The following is a 15,870-nucleotide window of genomic DNA, read 5'->3' on the forward strand; positions in this document are numbered from 1 at the left end:
GTGAAGGCGCGGTAATGAATGGCTTGGTGGGGATCATGGGAGGAGGGGGCCGGTCAGCCATCATTTGGCGCGACCGGCCGGCAGGTGAACGTTATTTGGTGACCAGCAGTTCCGGGCCGAGGTAGTTGTTGATCTGGTCAATATCGTCGTCGCCCAGGCTGCCCACCGAAGAGGCCAGGCGCAGGCGCGACATCAAATAGCGCAGCTTGGCATCGAACAGATCGTGGCGCGCAACGAAGAGCAGTTCTTCTGCATTGAGGACATCCGAGTTGGTGCTGGTGCCGCCTTCCTTGAAGCCCTTGCGTGACGATGCCAGTGAGCGCTCGTTGGACGCCACGGCCTTCTCCAGCGCACGAATGCGTTTGGCGCCGCTCAGGATGCCTTGATACTCGCGGGTGGTTCCGGTGATGACCTCCTGTCGTGCGGCGTCGAGTTCGTCCGTGGCCTTGTCGCTATTGGCACTGGCCTGGCGTGTCAACGCGCTGACGCCGCCACCGGCGAATATCGGGATGTTGACTTCCAGTCCGATCGAACCGTAGCGGTTGCGTTGATTCAGTTCGGAGAGGGATTGGCTCTCACCCGCGGTGTAGCCGGCAACGAAATCCAGGGTTGGCCAATGGCCGGCCCTGGCGCGGTTCACTTCTTCTTCGGCGAGGTCGCGACTGTAACGGCGCGCATGGAGCAATGGGCTATCGACCTGGGCTTTGACCAGCCAGTCCTGCAGGTTGCTTGGTACCAGCGGTGGTGTATCGAAACTCGGACGCAAGGTGGTCAGGGATTCGGGGGTTTCACCGATGTATTCCTCGAGCTTGCGGCGCGCGTTGACCAGGTTGTCTTGGGCTTCGATCAGTTCGGCTTCGGCGAGGTCGCGGCGAGCGGTCGATTCGTCGACGTCGGTGACGGTGCCGGCCCCCAGTTCCAGGCGCCGTTTCGCCGAAGCGAGTTGCTCTTCAAAGGCGTTCAGCTTGGACTTGGCCAAGGTGATGGTTTCGCTGGCCAGGAGCACGTCGAAATAGCTTTCGGCCAAGCGCACCGCGGCATCCTGGCTCTTGGCATCGAATACCGCGTTGCTGTAGTCGGCACGCTGCTGACCCTGGCGGTACTCGGCCATCTTCTGTTTGTTGAACAGCGGCTGGCGCAGGCGCACGTTGGCGCCCTTGGAGTCGTAGTCGAGATCCCTTTCGATGCCACTCTGGCGTTGTGTGCCGTTGACCTTGTTGTCGTAGGCAGAGGCGTTGATCTGCGGTAGCAGGCCGGCCGTGCCGATGGCGCGGTTTTCCCCGCCGGCCTCTTTTTCATGCATGGCGGCCTGGTAGATGGGCCCCTGGAACTGCAACAGATCCCAGGCTTGCTTGAGGTCCATGGCGTTGGCCGGCAAGGCCAACCCCATCAGGCAGAAGAGCAGGCAATGACGATCCATTTCATTGTTCCTTGAATGAGCTGTCCACACGTTCGAGCATTGGTTTAAGAAGATAGCTCAACATATTGCGTTCGCCGGTCTTGATGGTGACGCTGGCGGGCATCCCGGGGCGAATGTGATTGGTGCCAAGCAGGCCCATGCCATCGGGGGTGACTTCCACCTGGGCCAGATAGAACGGCTGCTTGCTTTCCTCGTCCATCAGGCGGTCGGCGGAAATGGTCATCACACGGCCGGGGATGTTTGGTGTCTTGGCATGGTTGAAGGCCGGGAAGGAAATGTCCACGGGCAGGCCGGGGACCATTTTGTCGATGGCCTGCACAGGAATCATCGCGTCGACCTGCAAGGGTTCGTTGACCGGAACGATTTCCATGATCTTGAAGCCGGGTTGAATGATCCCGCCGACGGTGGCGATGCTCAAAGCCTGGACCATGCCATCGATCGGCGATCGAATCACCGTGTGGGTCACTTCATAGTCGAGCGCGCGCAAGCGGTCGGCCAGGGTGGTGTTTTCCTTGGCGGTTTCCGTCAACTGCGATTCGACTTCCTTCAGGTAGTCGTGCTGGCGCTGCAGGATGCGCAGCTTGATTTCGGTGGTCTGGCTACGCACGCGGGCGATGTTGTTGAGGTTCTCGGCCTGGCCGGCGGAGAGGTCGGCATTACTGCGTTCCAGCTCAAGCAGGCGGTTGCGCGGCACATAGCCTTCGGCCGTCAGCACGCGGGTGCCTTGCAGTTCCTGGTTGAGGAAACTGATCTGTGAGGCGCGGGCACTGTAGACCTGCTGCAGGCCCTTGAGCTGCACGGCCGACGCCGCCAGGTTCTCCTGCAGGATGCTGATCTCGCCGGCGAGACCGGCGCGCCGGGTGTCGAGCAGACGCTGTTGCAGGTCCATGGCGGCTTCCAGGCGGTGGTCATCCTTGAAGCGCTTGAGCAGTTCAGGATCGAAGTTCACCACCTCGCGGCCGTCACGTTCCGCTTCCAGACGGTTTTCCACCGTCTTGCTGACGATGTACTGGGCGCTGACCGCACCCTGTTCGGCAAGGGCACGCAACGAGTCGAGGCGGACCACCTCCTGGCCTTTTGTCACCAGATCGCCTTCGCGAACGAGAATGGCCTCCACGGTGCCGCCGCTCAGATGCTGCACGGCTTTGCGATTGCTGGTGACCTTGACCGTGCCTGTCGCTACCACGCCGGCATCCAGCGGCGCCAGCCATGACCACAGGAGGAAGCCGCCGAAGCCGGCAAGCACCAGCCACACGCCCCACCGCGCGGGTTTGCCGACGTCCAGGTCTACCACGCTCCTGGAATCGGCTGTAATCATCTCGGTATGTTGGCTCATTTGCATGATCGGTCACTCCCGTGCTTTGACGGAGGCCAGCGGAGTCGAGGCGCCTGCAGGGATCACACTGGCCTTGCGCAGCGCTGCGAATACTTCATCGCGCGTGCCGAGCATCTGCACGCCGCCGTCGCGCAGCATCAGCACCTTATCGACGGCACAGAGTACGTTGGGACGGTGAGAAATCAGAATGACGGTCGCGCCACGGCCCTTGAGTTCGGCCAGGGCATCGACCAAGGCCTTTTCGCCGACGTCGTCGAGGTTGGCGTTCGGCTCGTCCAGCACGATCAGATTGGGCTCGCCATACAGCGCGCGGGCCAGGGCGATGCGTTGCTTCTGGCCGCCGGATAGCGGGCTGCCATCAGTGCCCAGGCGGGTGTCGTAACCCTGCGGGAAACGCAGGATCATCTCGTGCACGCCAGTGATCTTGGCGGCGCGGATGACCGCTTCGCTGTCCACTTCGCCAAAGCGCGCAATGTTGTCGGCGATATTGCCCTCGAACAACTCCACGTCCTGTGGCAGATAGCCGAGCCAGGGGCCAAGTTCGCCCTTGTTCCAGTTGAATATGTCCGCACCGTCCAGGCGCACCTTGCCGGCCTGCGCCGGCCAGACGCCGACCAGCAGGCGGGCGAGGGTGGATTTACCCGAGGCGGACGGACCGATAATGCCAAGGCTTTCGCCGGGGACAAGGCTGAAGCTCACGCCCCGCAGAATCGTGTTGTTGGTAGCCGGGGCACCGGCATACACATTCTCAACCGCCAGCATGCCCATTGGTCGCTGCAGCGACATGCTCGGTGGCCGGCGCGGATAGTCCTGCAGCATCTCGTTGAGCCGGCCCCAGGCCGAGCGGCAGCCGAGCAATTGCTTCCACGACGCGATGACCTGTTCCACCGGACCCAGTGCGCGGCCGGTGAGGATCGAGCAGGCAATCATCATCCCCGGGGTGATCTTGCCTTCGATCGCCAGCAGCGCACCGGCGCCGAGGATCAACGACTGCAAAGTGATCCGCACGAAGCGCCCGGTGCTGCTGATCAAGGCGGCGCGATCGGAGGCCAGGGTCTGCATTTCCAGGATGCGCAAATGGCTTTGGAACCAGCGCTTGCTGATCGACGGCAGCATGCCCATGGCCTCTATGACCTCGGCGTTGCGCAGGTTGTTGTTGGCGTACAGGGCGGATGAGAGGGCAGCCTGATTGGCGTCGGCCAGCGGCTTCTGCGTCGCCTTCTCGGTGAGCCAGGCCAGGGCCACCAGAATCAGCGAGCCGATCAGCGTGATCAGTCCGAGTATCGGGTGGATCAGATAGGCGACCAACAGATAGATCGGCGTCCACGGTGCATCGAAGAAAGCGAACAGGGAATTGCCGGTGACGAACTGACGGACCTGGGAGAGGTCTTGCAGGGCCTGGGCCGGGTTACCTCCGGCGCGGCTCAGGTTGCGCTCGAATGCAGCGGTGAAGATGCGTCGGTTGAGGTCCATGTCGAGGCAGTTGCCGACCCGGATCAGTACGCGGGTGCGAACCATTTCCAGCGTGGACATCAGCAGGAACAGACCCACCACCAGGACCGTCAACATCGCCAGCGTCGTGACGTTGCGACTGACCAGGGCTCGATCGTAGACCTGCAGCATATAAATAGCTGGCGTCAACATCATGACGTTTATGACACCGCTGAACGCCGCCAGCGAATAAAAACTGCGGCGCAGGCGAAAGAGCGCGTCGGCCAGTTCGGAACGGATGTTCGACTGCTTGGGCATGTTGGTCCTCCCACTGCGAAAAGCCGATTGCCCTTGGGGCGCAGCAGCTAACAGTAAATGTAGTCCCATAAACAACTTATGGACACGCAGGCTGGTCGCTCTATGGATGGCGAGTCTTCCGAAATCGCTGCGTTGCTCCCTTATGCAGCAGCGTAGGTGGCGGTTAAACACTCCGAAATAACATTTCGCTCTATACCAACGCGCAACTTTCTATATGTCTTTTAAAAACAGCTAGTTGGGATGCCTGCCACCAGTCGTCTGTTTTAACGACGGAATATTGACAAAGATTTGCTATGGAACTTTAGTCTTAGTTATCGGGGGGCCCGCCCGCCTGAAGCCTGCCATCGCTTTGGCAGTGCAAGGCGCGGTGATTTTCCCGAGAGGAGCAGAAATATGTCGATCATTTCGTTCTTTTGCAGAGGGAAGGGGCTTTCCAGAACGTTTGCCTTCACTTCCAGATTCCATGGCCCGCCCAGGGCTCGAATCCGCTCTGCCTGAACGCCCGGCGAGCAATTCATATAGCGAATTCCAGGCGCTGATCCCGGGTCCCGGGTAACGCCAGCTCTCGCAAAAAAACACAACCAACAAACTGCGCAAGCCAGCACTTGACTTGGCGCGGGAGGATTTTCTCGTCCCGCGCCTTTACCCAGACAAATCGAGGGCAATCCAAAATGGCCAATTTCAGCAAGTCGGACCTGGAGTTCATCCTCAAGCAAATCTTTATCGCGGAAGCGAACGCCGACGGCGCCAGCCTCATTGATTTGCTTCCCAACACTCAGGTGCCGTTCGGCCTGCGTACCGTTGATGGCAGCTTTAATAACCTGGTCACCGGTCAGAGTGAATTTGGCGCAGCGGACAATCCCTTCCCGCGCCTGCTCGATCCTTCCTTTCTATCGCCGCAATACGCCGGAACAGGGACGGTGGTCGACCCGCAACCACGGATTATCAGTAACCTGGTCGTCGACCAGACCGCCAACAACCCGGCGGCCTATGCCTCAGCGTTCGATCCAGGCCTGGACGGTGTGCTCAACTTCGGCGCGGTGGGTAATGACGACGTGCTCAAGGAAGGCGTACAGATAGTCACCAGCCCCGGGCTCGATGGCGTGTTCGGCACGGCCGATGACAAGGATGTGTTCTTCTTTCCCAACGTGTCGCCGGATGTCGGCCTGACCGCCAGCTTCAACTCGTGGATGACCTTCTTCGGCCAGTTCTTCGACCACGGTCTCGACCTGGTCACCAAGAGCGCGACCGACGTCGTGTTCATTCCGCTGCAGCCGGACGATCCGTTGTTCGTACCGGGCAGCCCGACCAACTTCATGGTGCTGTCACGTGCAGTGCGTACCGCGGGCGCGGACGGAGTCGTCGGCACGACCGATGATGGCCAGACCAACACCACTTCGCCGTTCGTCGACCAGAGCCAGACCTACAGTTCGCACCCTTCGCATCAGGTGTTCCTGCGTGAATACGTCCTCAATGCGGCCGGTGATCCTGTTGCAACAGGGCGTTTGATTACCAACCGTGACCTTGGCCCGGATGGCCTGTTCGGCACTGCCGATGATGGCGACGGCGAGAATGGCGGCATGGCGACCTGGGCAGTGGTCAAGGCCCAGGCCCGTGACATTCTGGGCATCAACCTGACCGACGCCGACGTGCACAACGTGCCATTACTGGCAACCGATGCGTACGGCAACTTCATCCGCGGGCCGAACGGCATGCCGCAGGTGGTGATTCGTATCAGCAACGGTGCCGACGGCATCGCCGGCACGGCTGACGACGTCACGCAACTGGTCGAAGGCAACCGGGCAGCTCCGATCAGTCTGACCAACGCCGTGAGTACCGGACATGGCTTCCTCGACGACATCGCCCACAATGCCGCGCCGGTCGTCGTCGGCGGGGTTCTGCAGGCGGATGCCGACATCGCTGTCGGCAATGCGCAGCCCGTTGGCCCTGGCGGCAACAACCTGACCTATGACAACGAACTGCTCGACGCCCACTACATTGCCGGCGATGGCCGGGCGAACGAGAACATTGGCCTGACCACCGTGCACCATGTGTTCCACTCCGAGCACAACCGCCTGGTCCAGCAATCGAAGGACACTATCCTGGCCTCCGGCGACCTGGCCTTCCTCAATGAGTGGCTGGTGGACGACGTGGCTGCAATACCGACTACACCTGCCGGGATCGCGGCATTGGTGTGGGATGGCGAACGCCTGTTCCAGGCCGCCAAGTTCGGCACCGAGATGCAGTACCAGCACCTGGTGTTCGAGGAGTTCGCGCGGACCATTCAGCCACAGGTCGACGAGTTCCTAGCGCCCAACGGCTATGACACCTCGATCAACCCGGCAATCCTCGCCGAGTTCGCCCACGTGGTGTACCGCTTCGGTCACTCGATGTTGACCGAGACCGTCGATCGCTTCGACCCTGCGTTCAATCCGCTGCTCACTGACCCGACCAACCCGGACTCGCAACTGGGTCTGATCGCAGCCTTCCTCAACCCGTTGGCATTTGCCAGCAGCGGGGTGACTGCGGACCAGGCGGCAGGGGCGATCATTCGTGGTGTGACCCGGCAGGTCGGCAACGAACTCGATGAGTTCGTCACCGAAGCGTTGCGCAACAACCTGCTCGGTCTGCCGCTCGATTTGCCGACCCTGAACCTGGCACGTGGTCGCGACACGGGCATCCCCACCTTGAATGAAGCGCGCCGTGAGTTCTACGCATCCACCGGCGACAGCCAACTCAAGCCGTACATCAGCTGGGCTGACCTGGCGGACAGCCTCAAGCATCCCGAGTCGCTGGTAAACTTCATCGCGGCCTATGGTACGCATAGCACGATCACCGCGGCGCTCACACTGGCAGACAAACGCGCTGCAGCCCTGGCGCTGGTATTGGGTGGCGTGGGTTCGCCGGCTGACCGTCTGGACTTCCTCAACAGCACCGGTGCTTATGCCAACGTAACGCAGGCCGGTGCGGATGGGGTACTGGGTACTGCAGATGACGTGACCGGTGTGACGGTCACGGGCGTCGACGACATCGACTTCTGGGTCGGTGGCCTCGCCGAACAGAAGATGCCGTTCGGCGGCATGCTCGGCTCGACGTTCAACTTCGTGTTTGAAACCCAGATGGAGGCGTTGCAGAACGGCGACCGCTTCTACTATCTGTCGCGTACCGCGGGCCTGAACTTCGGCACCGAGTTGGAGAACAACTCCTTTGCCAAGCTGATCATGCTCAACACCGATGTCACCCACCTGTCGAACACCGTGTTCCTGACGCCGACGTTCACCCTCGAAGTGAATCAGGCCTCTCAGTTCACCGGCCTTGGCGTGGATGGCCGCGCCGATCCGACCGGCGGCATCATGATCAACGGCGTGGAAGTCGTGCCCCTGGTGATTCGCGATAACCCCGACACTGTGGGGCCGGACGCCAATTATCTGAAGTACACCGGTGAAGACCATATCGTCATGGGCGGCACCGCCGGCAATGACATCATCATTTCCGGTGAAGGCGATGACACCATTTACGGTGACGCCGGTAACGACCTCCTCGAAGGCGGTGCCGGTAACGATGCGGTACTGGGCGGCGATGGCGATGACATCATCAGCGACTCGTTCGGCGACAACCGTCTGGAAGGTAACGACGGTAACGATGTGATCGTGGTCGGCAGCATGCTTGTTGGCGGCAACCTGGTCCTGGGTGGCGACGGCCAGGACTTCATCATCACCACCGAAGACATCACTACCACCTTCGGCGGTCAGGGCGACGACTTCATCCTCGGTGCCAAGACCAACCTGCCACCTACCGGTAACGAAGGTGACGACTGGATCGAGAAGGGCACCCAGGACGGTGCACCTGGCGATAACTTCTCGCCGCTGCTCAATGACGATGTGATCGGCAACGACATCTTTATTGGTGGTGGCGGTTTCGACGAAATGATCGGCGAGGGCGGCGATGACATCTTTATCGGCAGCGATGCCCAGGACAAGATGGACGGCATGTCCGGTTTCGACTGGATCAGCTACAAGAATGATCGGGTCGGCGTGACCGCTGACCTGAGCATGGCCGCGCTGGCTCAGCCCCACGGCAATACACCAAACCAGAATGCCGGCATATTCAATCCGGTCGGTGCCTCGCCAGCCTCGATTCTCGACCGTTTTGCCGAGGTCGAAGGCTTGTCCGGTTCGAGTTTCGGCGATGTACTCAGGGGCGATGATGTCGATGCGGACACCATCATCAACCACGGCGGCACCACGGGCAGTGCGCTGACCAATGTCGCGTTGATCCGCGGCCTGGACCAGTTCCTGGCCGATGCCGGATTGCCGGTCACCGGCTTTGCCACTGGCAACATCATCCTCGGCGGTGATGGCAGTGACCTGATCGAAGGCCGCGGTGGCGACGATCTGATCGATGGCGACAAATGGATCAACGTCAGGATTGCGGTTTATGCCGTCGGCGACGTCGACCATACCGGTCCCGAAATCGACTCCTTCGACAGCATGGTCGATATGATCCCGCTCATGCTGGACCGCACCTATAACCCTGGTCAGCTCAAGGCCGTGCGGGAAATCATGCCCGGCACCTCGACTGGCGGGGCGGCCTTCGACACTGCCATTTACTCCGGGGTTGAGGCCGACTATGCGGTGACGGTCGACGACCGTGGCACGAACGATGTGACGGACGATGTCTGGACAGTGGCGGATAGCGTCGCAGGTCGCGACGGCATCGATACCCTGCTGAATATCGAACGCCTGCAATTCGCCGATGGCCAGCAAGTGCTGGTACCGGGGCTGAACGCACAACCGGTTGGCAGTCCTACCGTTTCGGATGGAAACGGCGGGGCGATAACAGTGGGCGACACGCTGACGGTCAGCGTGGTCGGGGTGCGTGATGCCAACAACGTCACGCCGGGTAATCCACAGGGGTTCATTACCAACAGCTCGGTGTCCTACATCTGGCAGTTCGAGGCCGATCCAGGCACTGGCGTATTCGAGGACATCATTCTGTTGCCCGCTGGCGACCTGGCGTTCCAAAGCGCCGACGGTACGGCGTTCAAGGTCTCTCCTGACCTCGCCGGGTTGTCGTTGCGGGTCAAGGCGATCTATCAGGACGGTCACGGCACCACGGAGATCCTGTTCTCCACGCCGACGGCTGCCGTCGTTGCCGGTGCACCGGTTACGCCAACGGCGCAGGTACCTGTAGTCGATGCCACTGCGGGTGGCGCGGGCCTGCACATGGTCCGCTCCGACCTCAACTTCATCCTTGACCAGATCAGGATTGCCGAGGCGGATGCGGCCGGTCAGGACATCCTCTCGCTGATCCCGAATATCCGCGCACCGCTGGGGCTGCGCACGGTCGACGGGTCGAACAACAACCTGATGAACCTCAACGGCAACAATCACACCGAGTTTGGTGCCGCCGATAACCTCTTTCCGCGCTTGACCGATCCGGTCTTCAATCCGGCGGAAGGGGGAACGTCGTATACGCAGAGCAACGGCCTTGTGATTGACTCGCAGCCGCGCACCATCAGCAACCTGATCGTCGATCAGACGGCAAACAACCCGGCGGCCTATGCCACGGCTTTCGACCCGGGCCTGGACGGTGTGCTCAACTTCGGCGCGGTGGGTAACGACGACGTGCTCAAGGAAGGCGTACAGATTGTTGCCAGCCCCGGACTGGATGGTCAGTTCGGTACTGCCGATGATCACGATGTGTACTTCTTCGAGAACACCACGGCGGATGCGGGATTGTCTGCGCCGTTCAACGCCTGGATGACCTTCTTCGGGCAGTTCTTCGATCATGGTCTGGACCTGGTCACCAAAGGTGGTTCGGGCACCGTCTTCATTCCGCTTCAGCCGGATGATCCACTCTTTGTCCCAGGTAGCCCGACGAACTTCATGGTGCTGACCCGCGCGACCAACCAGCCAGGGGCGGATGGCGTTCTTGGCACGGCCGACGACATCCATGAGCACACCAATACCACCTCGCCGTTCGTGGACCAGAACCAGACCTATAGCTCGCATCCGTCGCACCAGGTGTTCCTGCGCGCTTATCAGATGACCGACAGCGGCCCCGTAGCGACCGGCAGGCTGATCACCAACCGTGATCTGGGTGTGGATGGCACGTTTGGTACCGCGGACGACGTCGAAATTGGTGGCATGGCGACCTGGAAGGTGGTCAAGGCGCAAGCCCGCGACATCCTGGGTATCAACCTTACCGATGCCGATGCCGACAACGCCCCGCTGTTGGCGACTGACGCCTATGGCAACTTCATCAAAGGGCCGAACGGCTTCCCGATGGTGGTGATGACAGGGAATGACGGTATTGGTGGCACGGCTGATGATGTCCTTGTCGAAGGCAATCCGCTTGCTCCCCTTAACCTGACCAATGCTGTGCGCACCGGTCACCAGTTCCTCGTCGACATCGCCCACAATGCCGTGCCGGTAATCGTCGGCGGGGTTCTGCAGGCGGATGCCGACACGGCTGTCGGCAATGCGCAGCCCGTTGGCCCGGGGGGCAATAACCTCACCTATGACAATGAACTGCTCGACGCTCACTACATGGCTGGCGACGGCCGGGTCAACGAGAACATCGGCCTGACCGCGGTGCATGCGATCTTCCACTCCGAACACAATCGCCTGGTCCAGCAGACCAAGGACACCGTGCTCGATTCGGGTGACTTAGCCTTCCTTAACGAGTGGCTGCTGACTCCGGTGACCGCGTTGCCAACTACCCAAGCTGAGTTCGATGCGCTGCTTTGGAATGGTGAACGGCTGTTCCAGGCTGCCAAGTTCGGCACCGAGATGCAGTATCAGCACCTGGTGTTCGAGGAGTTTGCGCGGACCATCCAGCCCAACATCGACCTGTTCTTCGCACCGACCCAGGTCTATGACGTCGACCTCGATGCCTCGATCGTCGCCGAGTTCGCCCATACCGTGTACCGGTTTGGCCACTCGATGCTGACCGAGACCGTCGATCGCTTCGATATCGATTTCAACGTGGTAGGCGATCCGGCCAGCGCTAATCCCGATCAGCAACTGGGCTTGATCGCGGCGTTCCTCAACCCGTTGGCGTACGCCGCCAGTGGCGTGTCGCCAGAGGATGCGACCAGTGCGATCATACGTGGGGTGACCCGGCAAGCCGGTAACGAAATCGACGAGTTCGTCACCGAGGCGCTGCGCAATAACCTGCTCGGCCTGCCGCTCGACCTGCCGGCGATCAACATCGCCCGTGGCCGCGACGTGGGGATTCCCTCACTCAACGCGATCCGCCGCGACATCTACAGCCAGACCGGTGATACCCAACTCAAGCCGTACACCAGCTGGGTCGATCTGGTGCAGTACCTCAAACATCCGGAGTCGTTGATCAACTTCATCGCGGCCTATGGCACGCATGACACGATCACGGCGGCGACCACGCTGGAAGGCAAACGCGCTGCAGCTCTGGCGCTGGTATTCGGTGGTGTGGGGGCGCCGGCTGACCGCCTGGACTTCCTCAACAGCACCGGTGCTTTTGCCAACGTAACGCTGGCCGGTAGCGATGGGGTACTGGGTACTGCCGACGACCTGAGGAACGTGACGATCACGGGTGTCGATGCCATCGACCTCTGGATCGGCGGCCTGGCCGAACAGAAAACCCCGTTCGGCGGCATGCTCGGCTCGACCTTCAACTTCGTGTTCGAGAACCAGCTGGAAAAACTGCAGGACGGCGACCGCTTCTACTACCTGGAGCGTACCGCTGGCCTGACGATGAATGCCGAGCTTGAAAGCAACTCGTTCGCCAAGCTGATCATGGCCAACACCTCGGCCACGCACTTGCCGGGCCTGGTGTTCTCGGACCCTGGGTTCTATCTGGAAGTGGACCAGGGCAGGCAATTCAACGAAGGTCTGCTCACCGCCGATCCGCTCGGTCCGAACGGCGAGCAGGTGGTGTTCCGCGACAACCCGCTGACCGTGGGGCCGGACACCAACTACATTCGCTACAGTGGTGACGAGCACATCGTGCTGGGTGGCACCGAGGGTGCAGACATCCTCGTCTCCAGTGAAGGCGACGACACGGTCTGGGGTGATGGCGGCAACGATCGCATCGAAGGCGGTGACGGTAACGACCAGTTGCGCGGTGGTGCCGGCGACGACATCATCACCGACACCGGCGGCGACGATAACCTCCAGGGTGGCGACGGCAACGACGTGCTGCACGGAGGCAACGGCGTCAACCTGCTCATTGGCGGGTTCGGCAACGACTTCATCATTACCGGTGAGGACGCCTCCGAAGCCATTGGTGGCCAGGGCAACGACTTCATCCTGGGCAGCAAAGCCAACGAACAGGACATGGGTAACGAAGGCGACGACTGGATCGAGAAGGGCACCTCGGACGGTGCGCCTGGCGACAACTTCGACCCGCTCGGCAACGACCCGGTCATCGGTCACGATGTCTACATCGGCGGTAACGAGAACGATAAGTTCAACGGCGAAGGCGGTGATGACATCATGGTCGGCAGTCTCGGCTTTGGTGACCGCTATATCGGCGGCTCGGGCTATGACTGGGCGACCTTCAAGGATCTCGCCCAGGGCGTGAGCGTCGATTTCAGCGACCGCTTCTTCGATGTGCCACCGATGCCGGGTTCGGGCGCTTCGGCGCTGGTGCGTTTCGACATCATGGAAGGCCTGTCGGGGTCGTCCCACGGTGACTTCCTGCGCGGTGATAACGAAGATGCAACATCGCTGCCTACTGCGGGTGCTACCGGCAGTGTGCTGACCAACATCAGCCTGATCAACGGTCTGGCGGGTCTGTTGCCAGCCGGAGCGACGTTCTTCGACGGTGGCAACATCATTCTCGGTGGTAGCGGCAGCGACCTCATCGAAGGCCGCGGCGGTGACGACATCATCGATGGTGACAAGTGGCTGAACGTGCGCATCAGCGTACGGGCGAATGCTGATGGAAGCGGCGCGGAGATCGCCACGTTCAACAGCATGGAACCACTGGTACCGTTGATGCTCAACGGTACCTACAACCCGGGCCAACTGGTCATCGTGCGGGAGATTCTGACCGGCACGGACAACTTCGACACTGCGGTGTTCTCCGGTAATGCGTCGGAGTACACAGTTGCTGTCGATGGCAACGCTGTCATCGTGACCGATCTGGTTGCAGGGCGTGATGGCGTCGATCGCCTGACGGGCATCGAGCGCCTGCAGTTCGCTGACCAGACGCAGGCCTCCGGTGTTGGCACCGTCACGAACAGCGCTCCTGTGGGGCGTCTGGCGATCCTCGATGCTACCACCGGTGCGCGTGTCGATGCGCCTGTCGCCGGCCAGCTGCTGCGCGTCAGCAGCCAGTCGATACGCGACGCCAACAACGAGGGTGTGGCCAATGTGACCGGCGCGATTACCGGGCCCGTGTCTTACTACTGGCAGGTCGAAAACGTCCCGGGTTCGGGCATCTTTGAGGACATCACCTTTATCGCCGCAGGCGAGGCTTCGCGGGCGACCGGCGCCACCTATATGGTGGCGGACGATGTCGCCGGTCTGAACATCCGCGTTCGGGCGGTGTATCAGGATGCCATTGGGACGCTGGAGATCGTCGACTCGTCGGCGAACAACGCACCGATTGCCGGGCCGGGCATCCTTGGGTTTGCGTTTTTGAACGAAGTGCTGACCGCCAACCTGTCGACCCTCGTCGACGTCGATGGCCTCAGCAATCCGCAGTTCACCTTCCAGTGGCAGGAGACCAACGGAGTCAGCTTCGTCAACATCCCAGGAGCCACCGGTAGCACGTTCACGCTTGGCCAGGCTCAGGTCGGCGATCAGGTGCGCGTGGTGGTCAGTTTCGTGGATGACTTCGGTGTGTCCGAAAGCATCGCATCCGACGCCACGGCCCCGGTGCTCGTCGGTACGGTGTTTGCCGGTACCGTCGGTGTCGACACATGGATCGGCACGGCAGGCAATGATGTGGCCAGCGGAGGTGATGGCAACGACATCATGAACGGCATGGGTGGCAACGACATCATCAATGGTGACGCGGGCAATGACATTCTCATCGGTGGTAACGGTAACGATACGATGGCCGGCGGTACTGGCAACGATATCTACGAAGTTACCTCCGTTGGGGACGTAGTGACCGAACTCGCCGGTGGCGGCAGCGACACGATCTGGACCTCGCTCGCGAGCTACACCCTGGGTGCCAACGTCGAGAATCTGTATTTCGGCGGTAGCGGCAACTTCGCGGGTACCGGTAATGCGCTGGCCAACACGATCGCGGGTGGTGCGGGTAACGATGTCATCAGAGGTGGCGGTAGTGCCGACACGATGGTCGGCGGTGCCGGCAACGATGTCTACGAGGTCACCGACCTTGGAGACGTTGTGACCGAGCTCGCCGGTGGCGGCAACGATACGGTCTGGACCTCGCTCGCGAACTACACCCTGGGTGCCAACGTCGACAATCTGTATTTCGGCGGCAGCGGCAACTTCACGGGTACCGGTAATGCGCTGGCCAACACGGTCGTGGGTGGTGCGGGTAACGACGTCATCAGAGGTGGCGGAAGTGCCGACACGATGGCCGGCGGTGCCGGCAACGATGTCTACGAAGTCACCGACCTTGGAGACGTGGTGACCGAGCTTGCCGGCGCCGGTAGCGATACGGTCTGGACCTCGCTCGTGAACTACGCCCTGGGCGCCAACGTCGACAATCTGTATTTCGGCGGTAGCGGCAACTTCAGGGGCACCGGTAACGGGCTCGCCAACACGCTTGTGGGCGGTGCAGGTAACGACGTCATCATCGGTAGCTCAGGTTCCGACACGATGGCCGGCGGTGCCGGCAACGATGTCTACGAAGTCACCGACCTTGGAGACGTGGTGACCGAGTCCGCCGGTGGTGGTAACGATACGGTCTGGACCTCGCTCTCGAGCTACACCCTGGGTGCCAATGTCGAGAGTCTGTTCTTCGGCGGCAGCGGCAACTTCGCGGGCACGGGTAACGGGCTCAACAACACGATCGTGGGTGGTGCGGGTAACGACGTGCTCACCGGTGGTGGTGGTAACGACCTGTTGAGTACCGGTACCGCCGGCAACGATACCTTCATGTTTGCTGCCGCGGGTTTCGGCACCGATGCGATCTTTGGATTCGGAGCCAATCTGGTCGCAGGGCACGACTTGATCAACATCGCGGGGCTGGGGATCACCAGTGCGACGTTCGCGGCCAACGTGAGCATAACGACCGACGGGGCGGACACGATGCTGGGGATCGGGGCGGACTCCATCCGCCTTGTGGGTGTCGCCAGCGCGGCCGTTGATCAGACGGACTTCATTCTGGCCACTTGAGGTCCTGGTCAGTACTGTCGCAGGGAGCGTGGACAGCGGAGGGGAGGGCAATGGATGCC

At 61.2% G+C, this 15,870-nt stretch carries 4 protein-coding genes; 1 reads left to right on the forward strand and 3 read right to left on the reverse strand.

Features of this window, described 5'->3' with window-relative positions; all coding sequences use genetic code 11:
* Positions 1–91: 91 nt before the first annotated feature.
* The 3 genes from PMI34_RS17945 to PMI34_RS17935 are packed head-to-tail and all read right to left on the reverse strand — an operon-like array spanning position 92 to position 4,505.
* On the reverse strand, positions 92–1,420 hold the full coding sequence (locus PMI34_RS17945; protein ID WP_008048856.1) for a TolC family outer membrane protein: 1,329 nt from the start codon (positions 1,418–1,420) through the stop codon (positions 92–94).
* A 1-nt stretch (position 1,421) separates the two neighbouring features.
* On the reverse strand, positions 1,422–2,762 hold the full coding sequence (locus tag PMI34_RS17940; RefSeq protein ID WP_008048857.1) for an HlyD family type I secretion periplasmic adaptor subunit: 1,341 nt from the start codon (positions 2,760–2,762) through the stop codon (positions 1,422–1,424).
* Between the two features lie 6 nt (positions 2,763–2,768).
* Positions 2,769–4,505: a type I secretion system permease/ATPase gene (locus PMI34_RS17935; RefSeq protein WP_008048858.1), complete on the reverse strand. Its 1,737-nt coding sequence runs from the start codon at positions 4,503–4,505 to the stop codon at positions 2,769–2,771.
* A gap of 671 nt (positions 4,506–5,176) precedes the next feature.
* On the opposite strand from PMI34_RS17935, the gene PMI34_RS17930 reads away from it, so the two are divergent.
* The gene (locus PMI34_RS17930) at positions 5,177–15,811 is read left to right on the forward strand and encodes a peroxidase family protein (protein ID WP_008048859.1); all 10,635 of its coding nucleotides are present in this window, start codon (positions 5,177–5,179) and stop codon (positions 15,809–15,811) included.
* Positions 15,812–15,870: the final 59 nt, after the last annotated feature.

Origin of the sequence: Pseudomonas sp. GM74 (genome assembly GCF_000282455.1) — a bacterium.
Taxonomy (GTDB): Bacteria; Pseudomonadota; Gammaproteobacteria; order Pseudomonadales; family Pseudomonadaceae; genus Aquipseudomonas.

Bases quoted from the DNA above. Each gene is read 5' to 3' on its own strand.
- PMI34_RS17945 (WP_008048856.1), bottom strand. From the start codon at position 1,420: ATGGATCGTCATTGCCTGCTCTTCTGCCTGATGGGGTTGGCCTTGCCG.
- PMI34_RS17940 (WP_008048857.1), bottom strand. From the start codon at position 2,762: ATGCAAATGAGCCAACATACCGAGATGATTACAGCCGATTCCAGGAGC.
- PMI34_RS17935 (WP_008048858.1), bottom strand. From the start codon at position 4,505: ATGCCCAAGCAGTCGAACATCCGTTCCGAACTGGCCGACGCGCTCTTT.
- PMI34_RS17930 (WP_008048859.1), top strand. From the start codon at position 5,177: ATGGCCAATTTCAGCAAGTCGGACCTGGAGTTCATCCTCAAGCAAATC.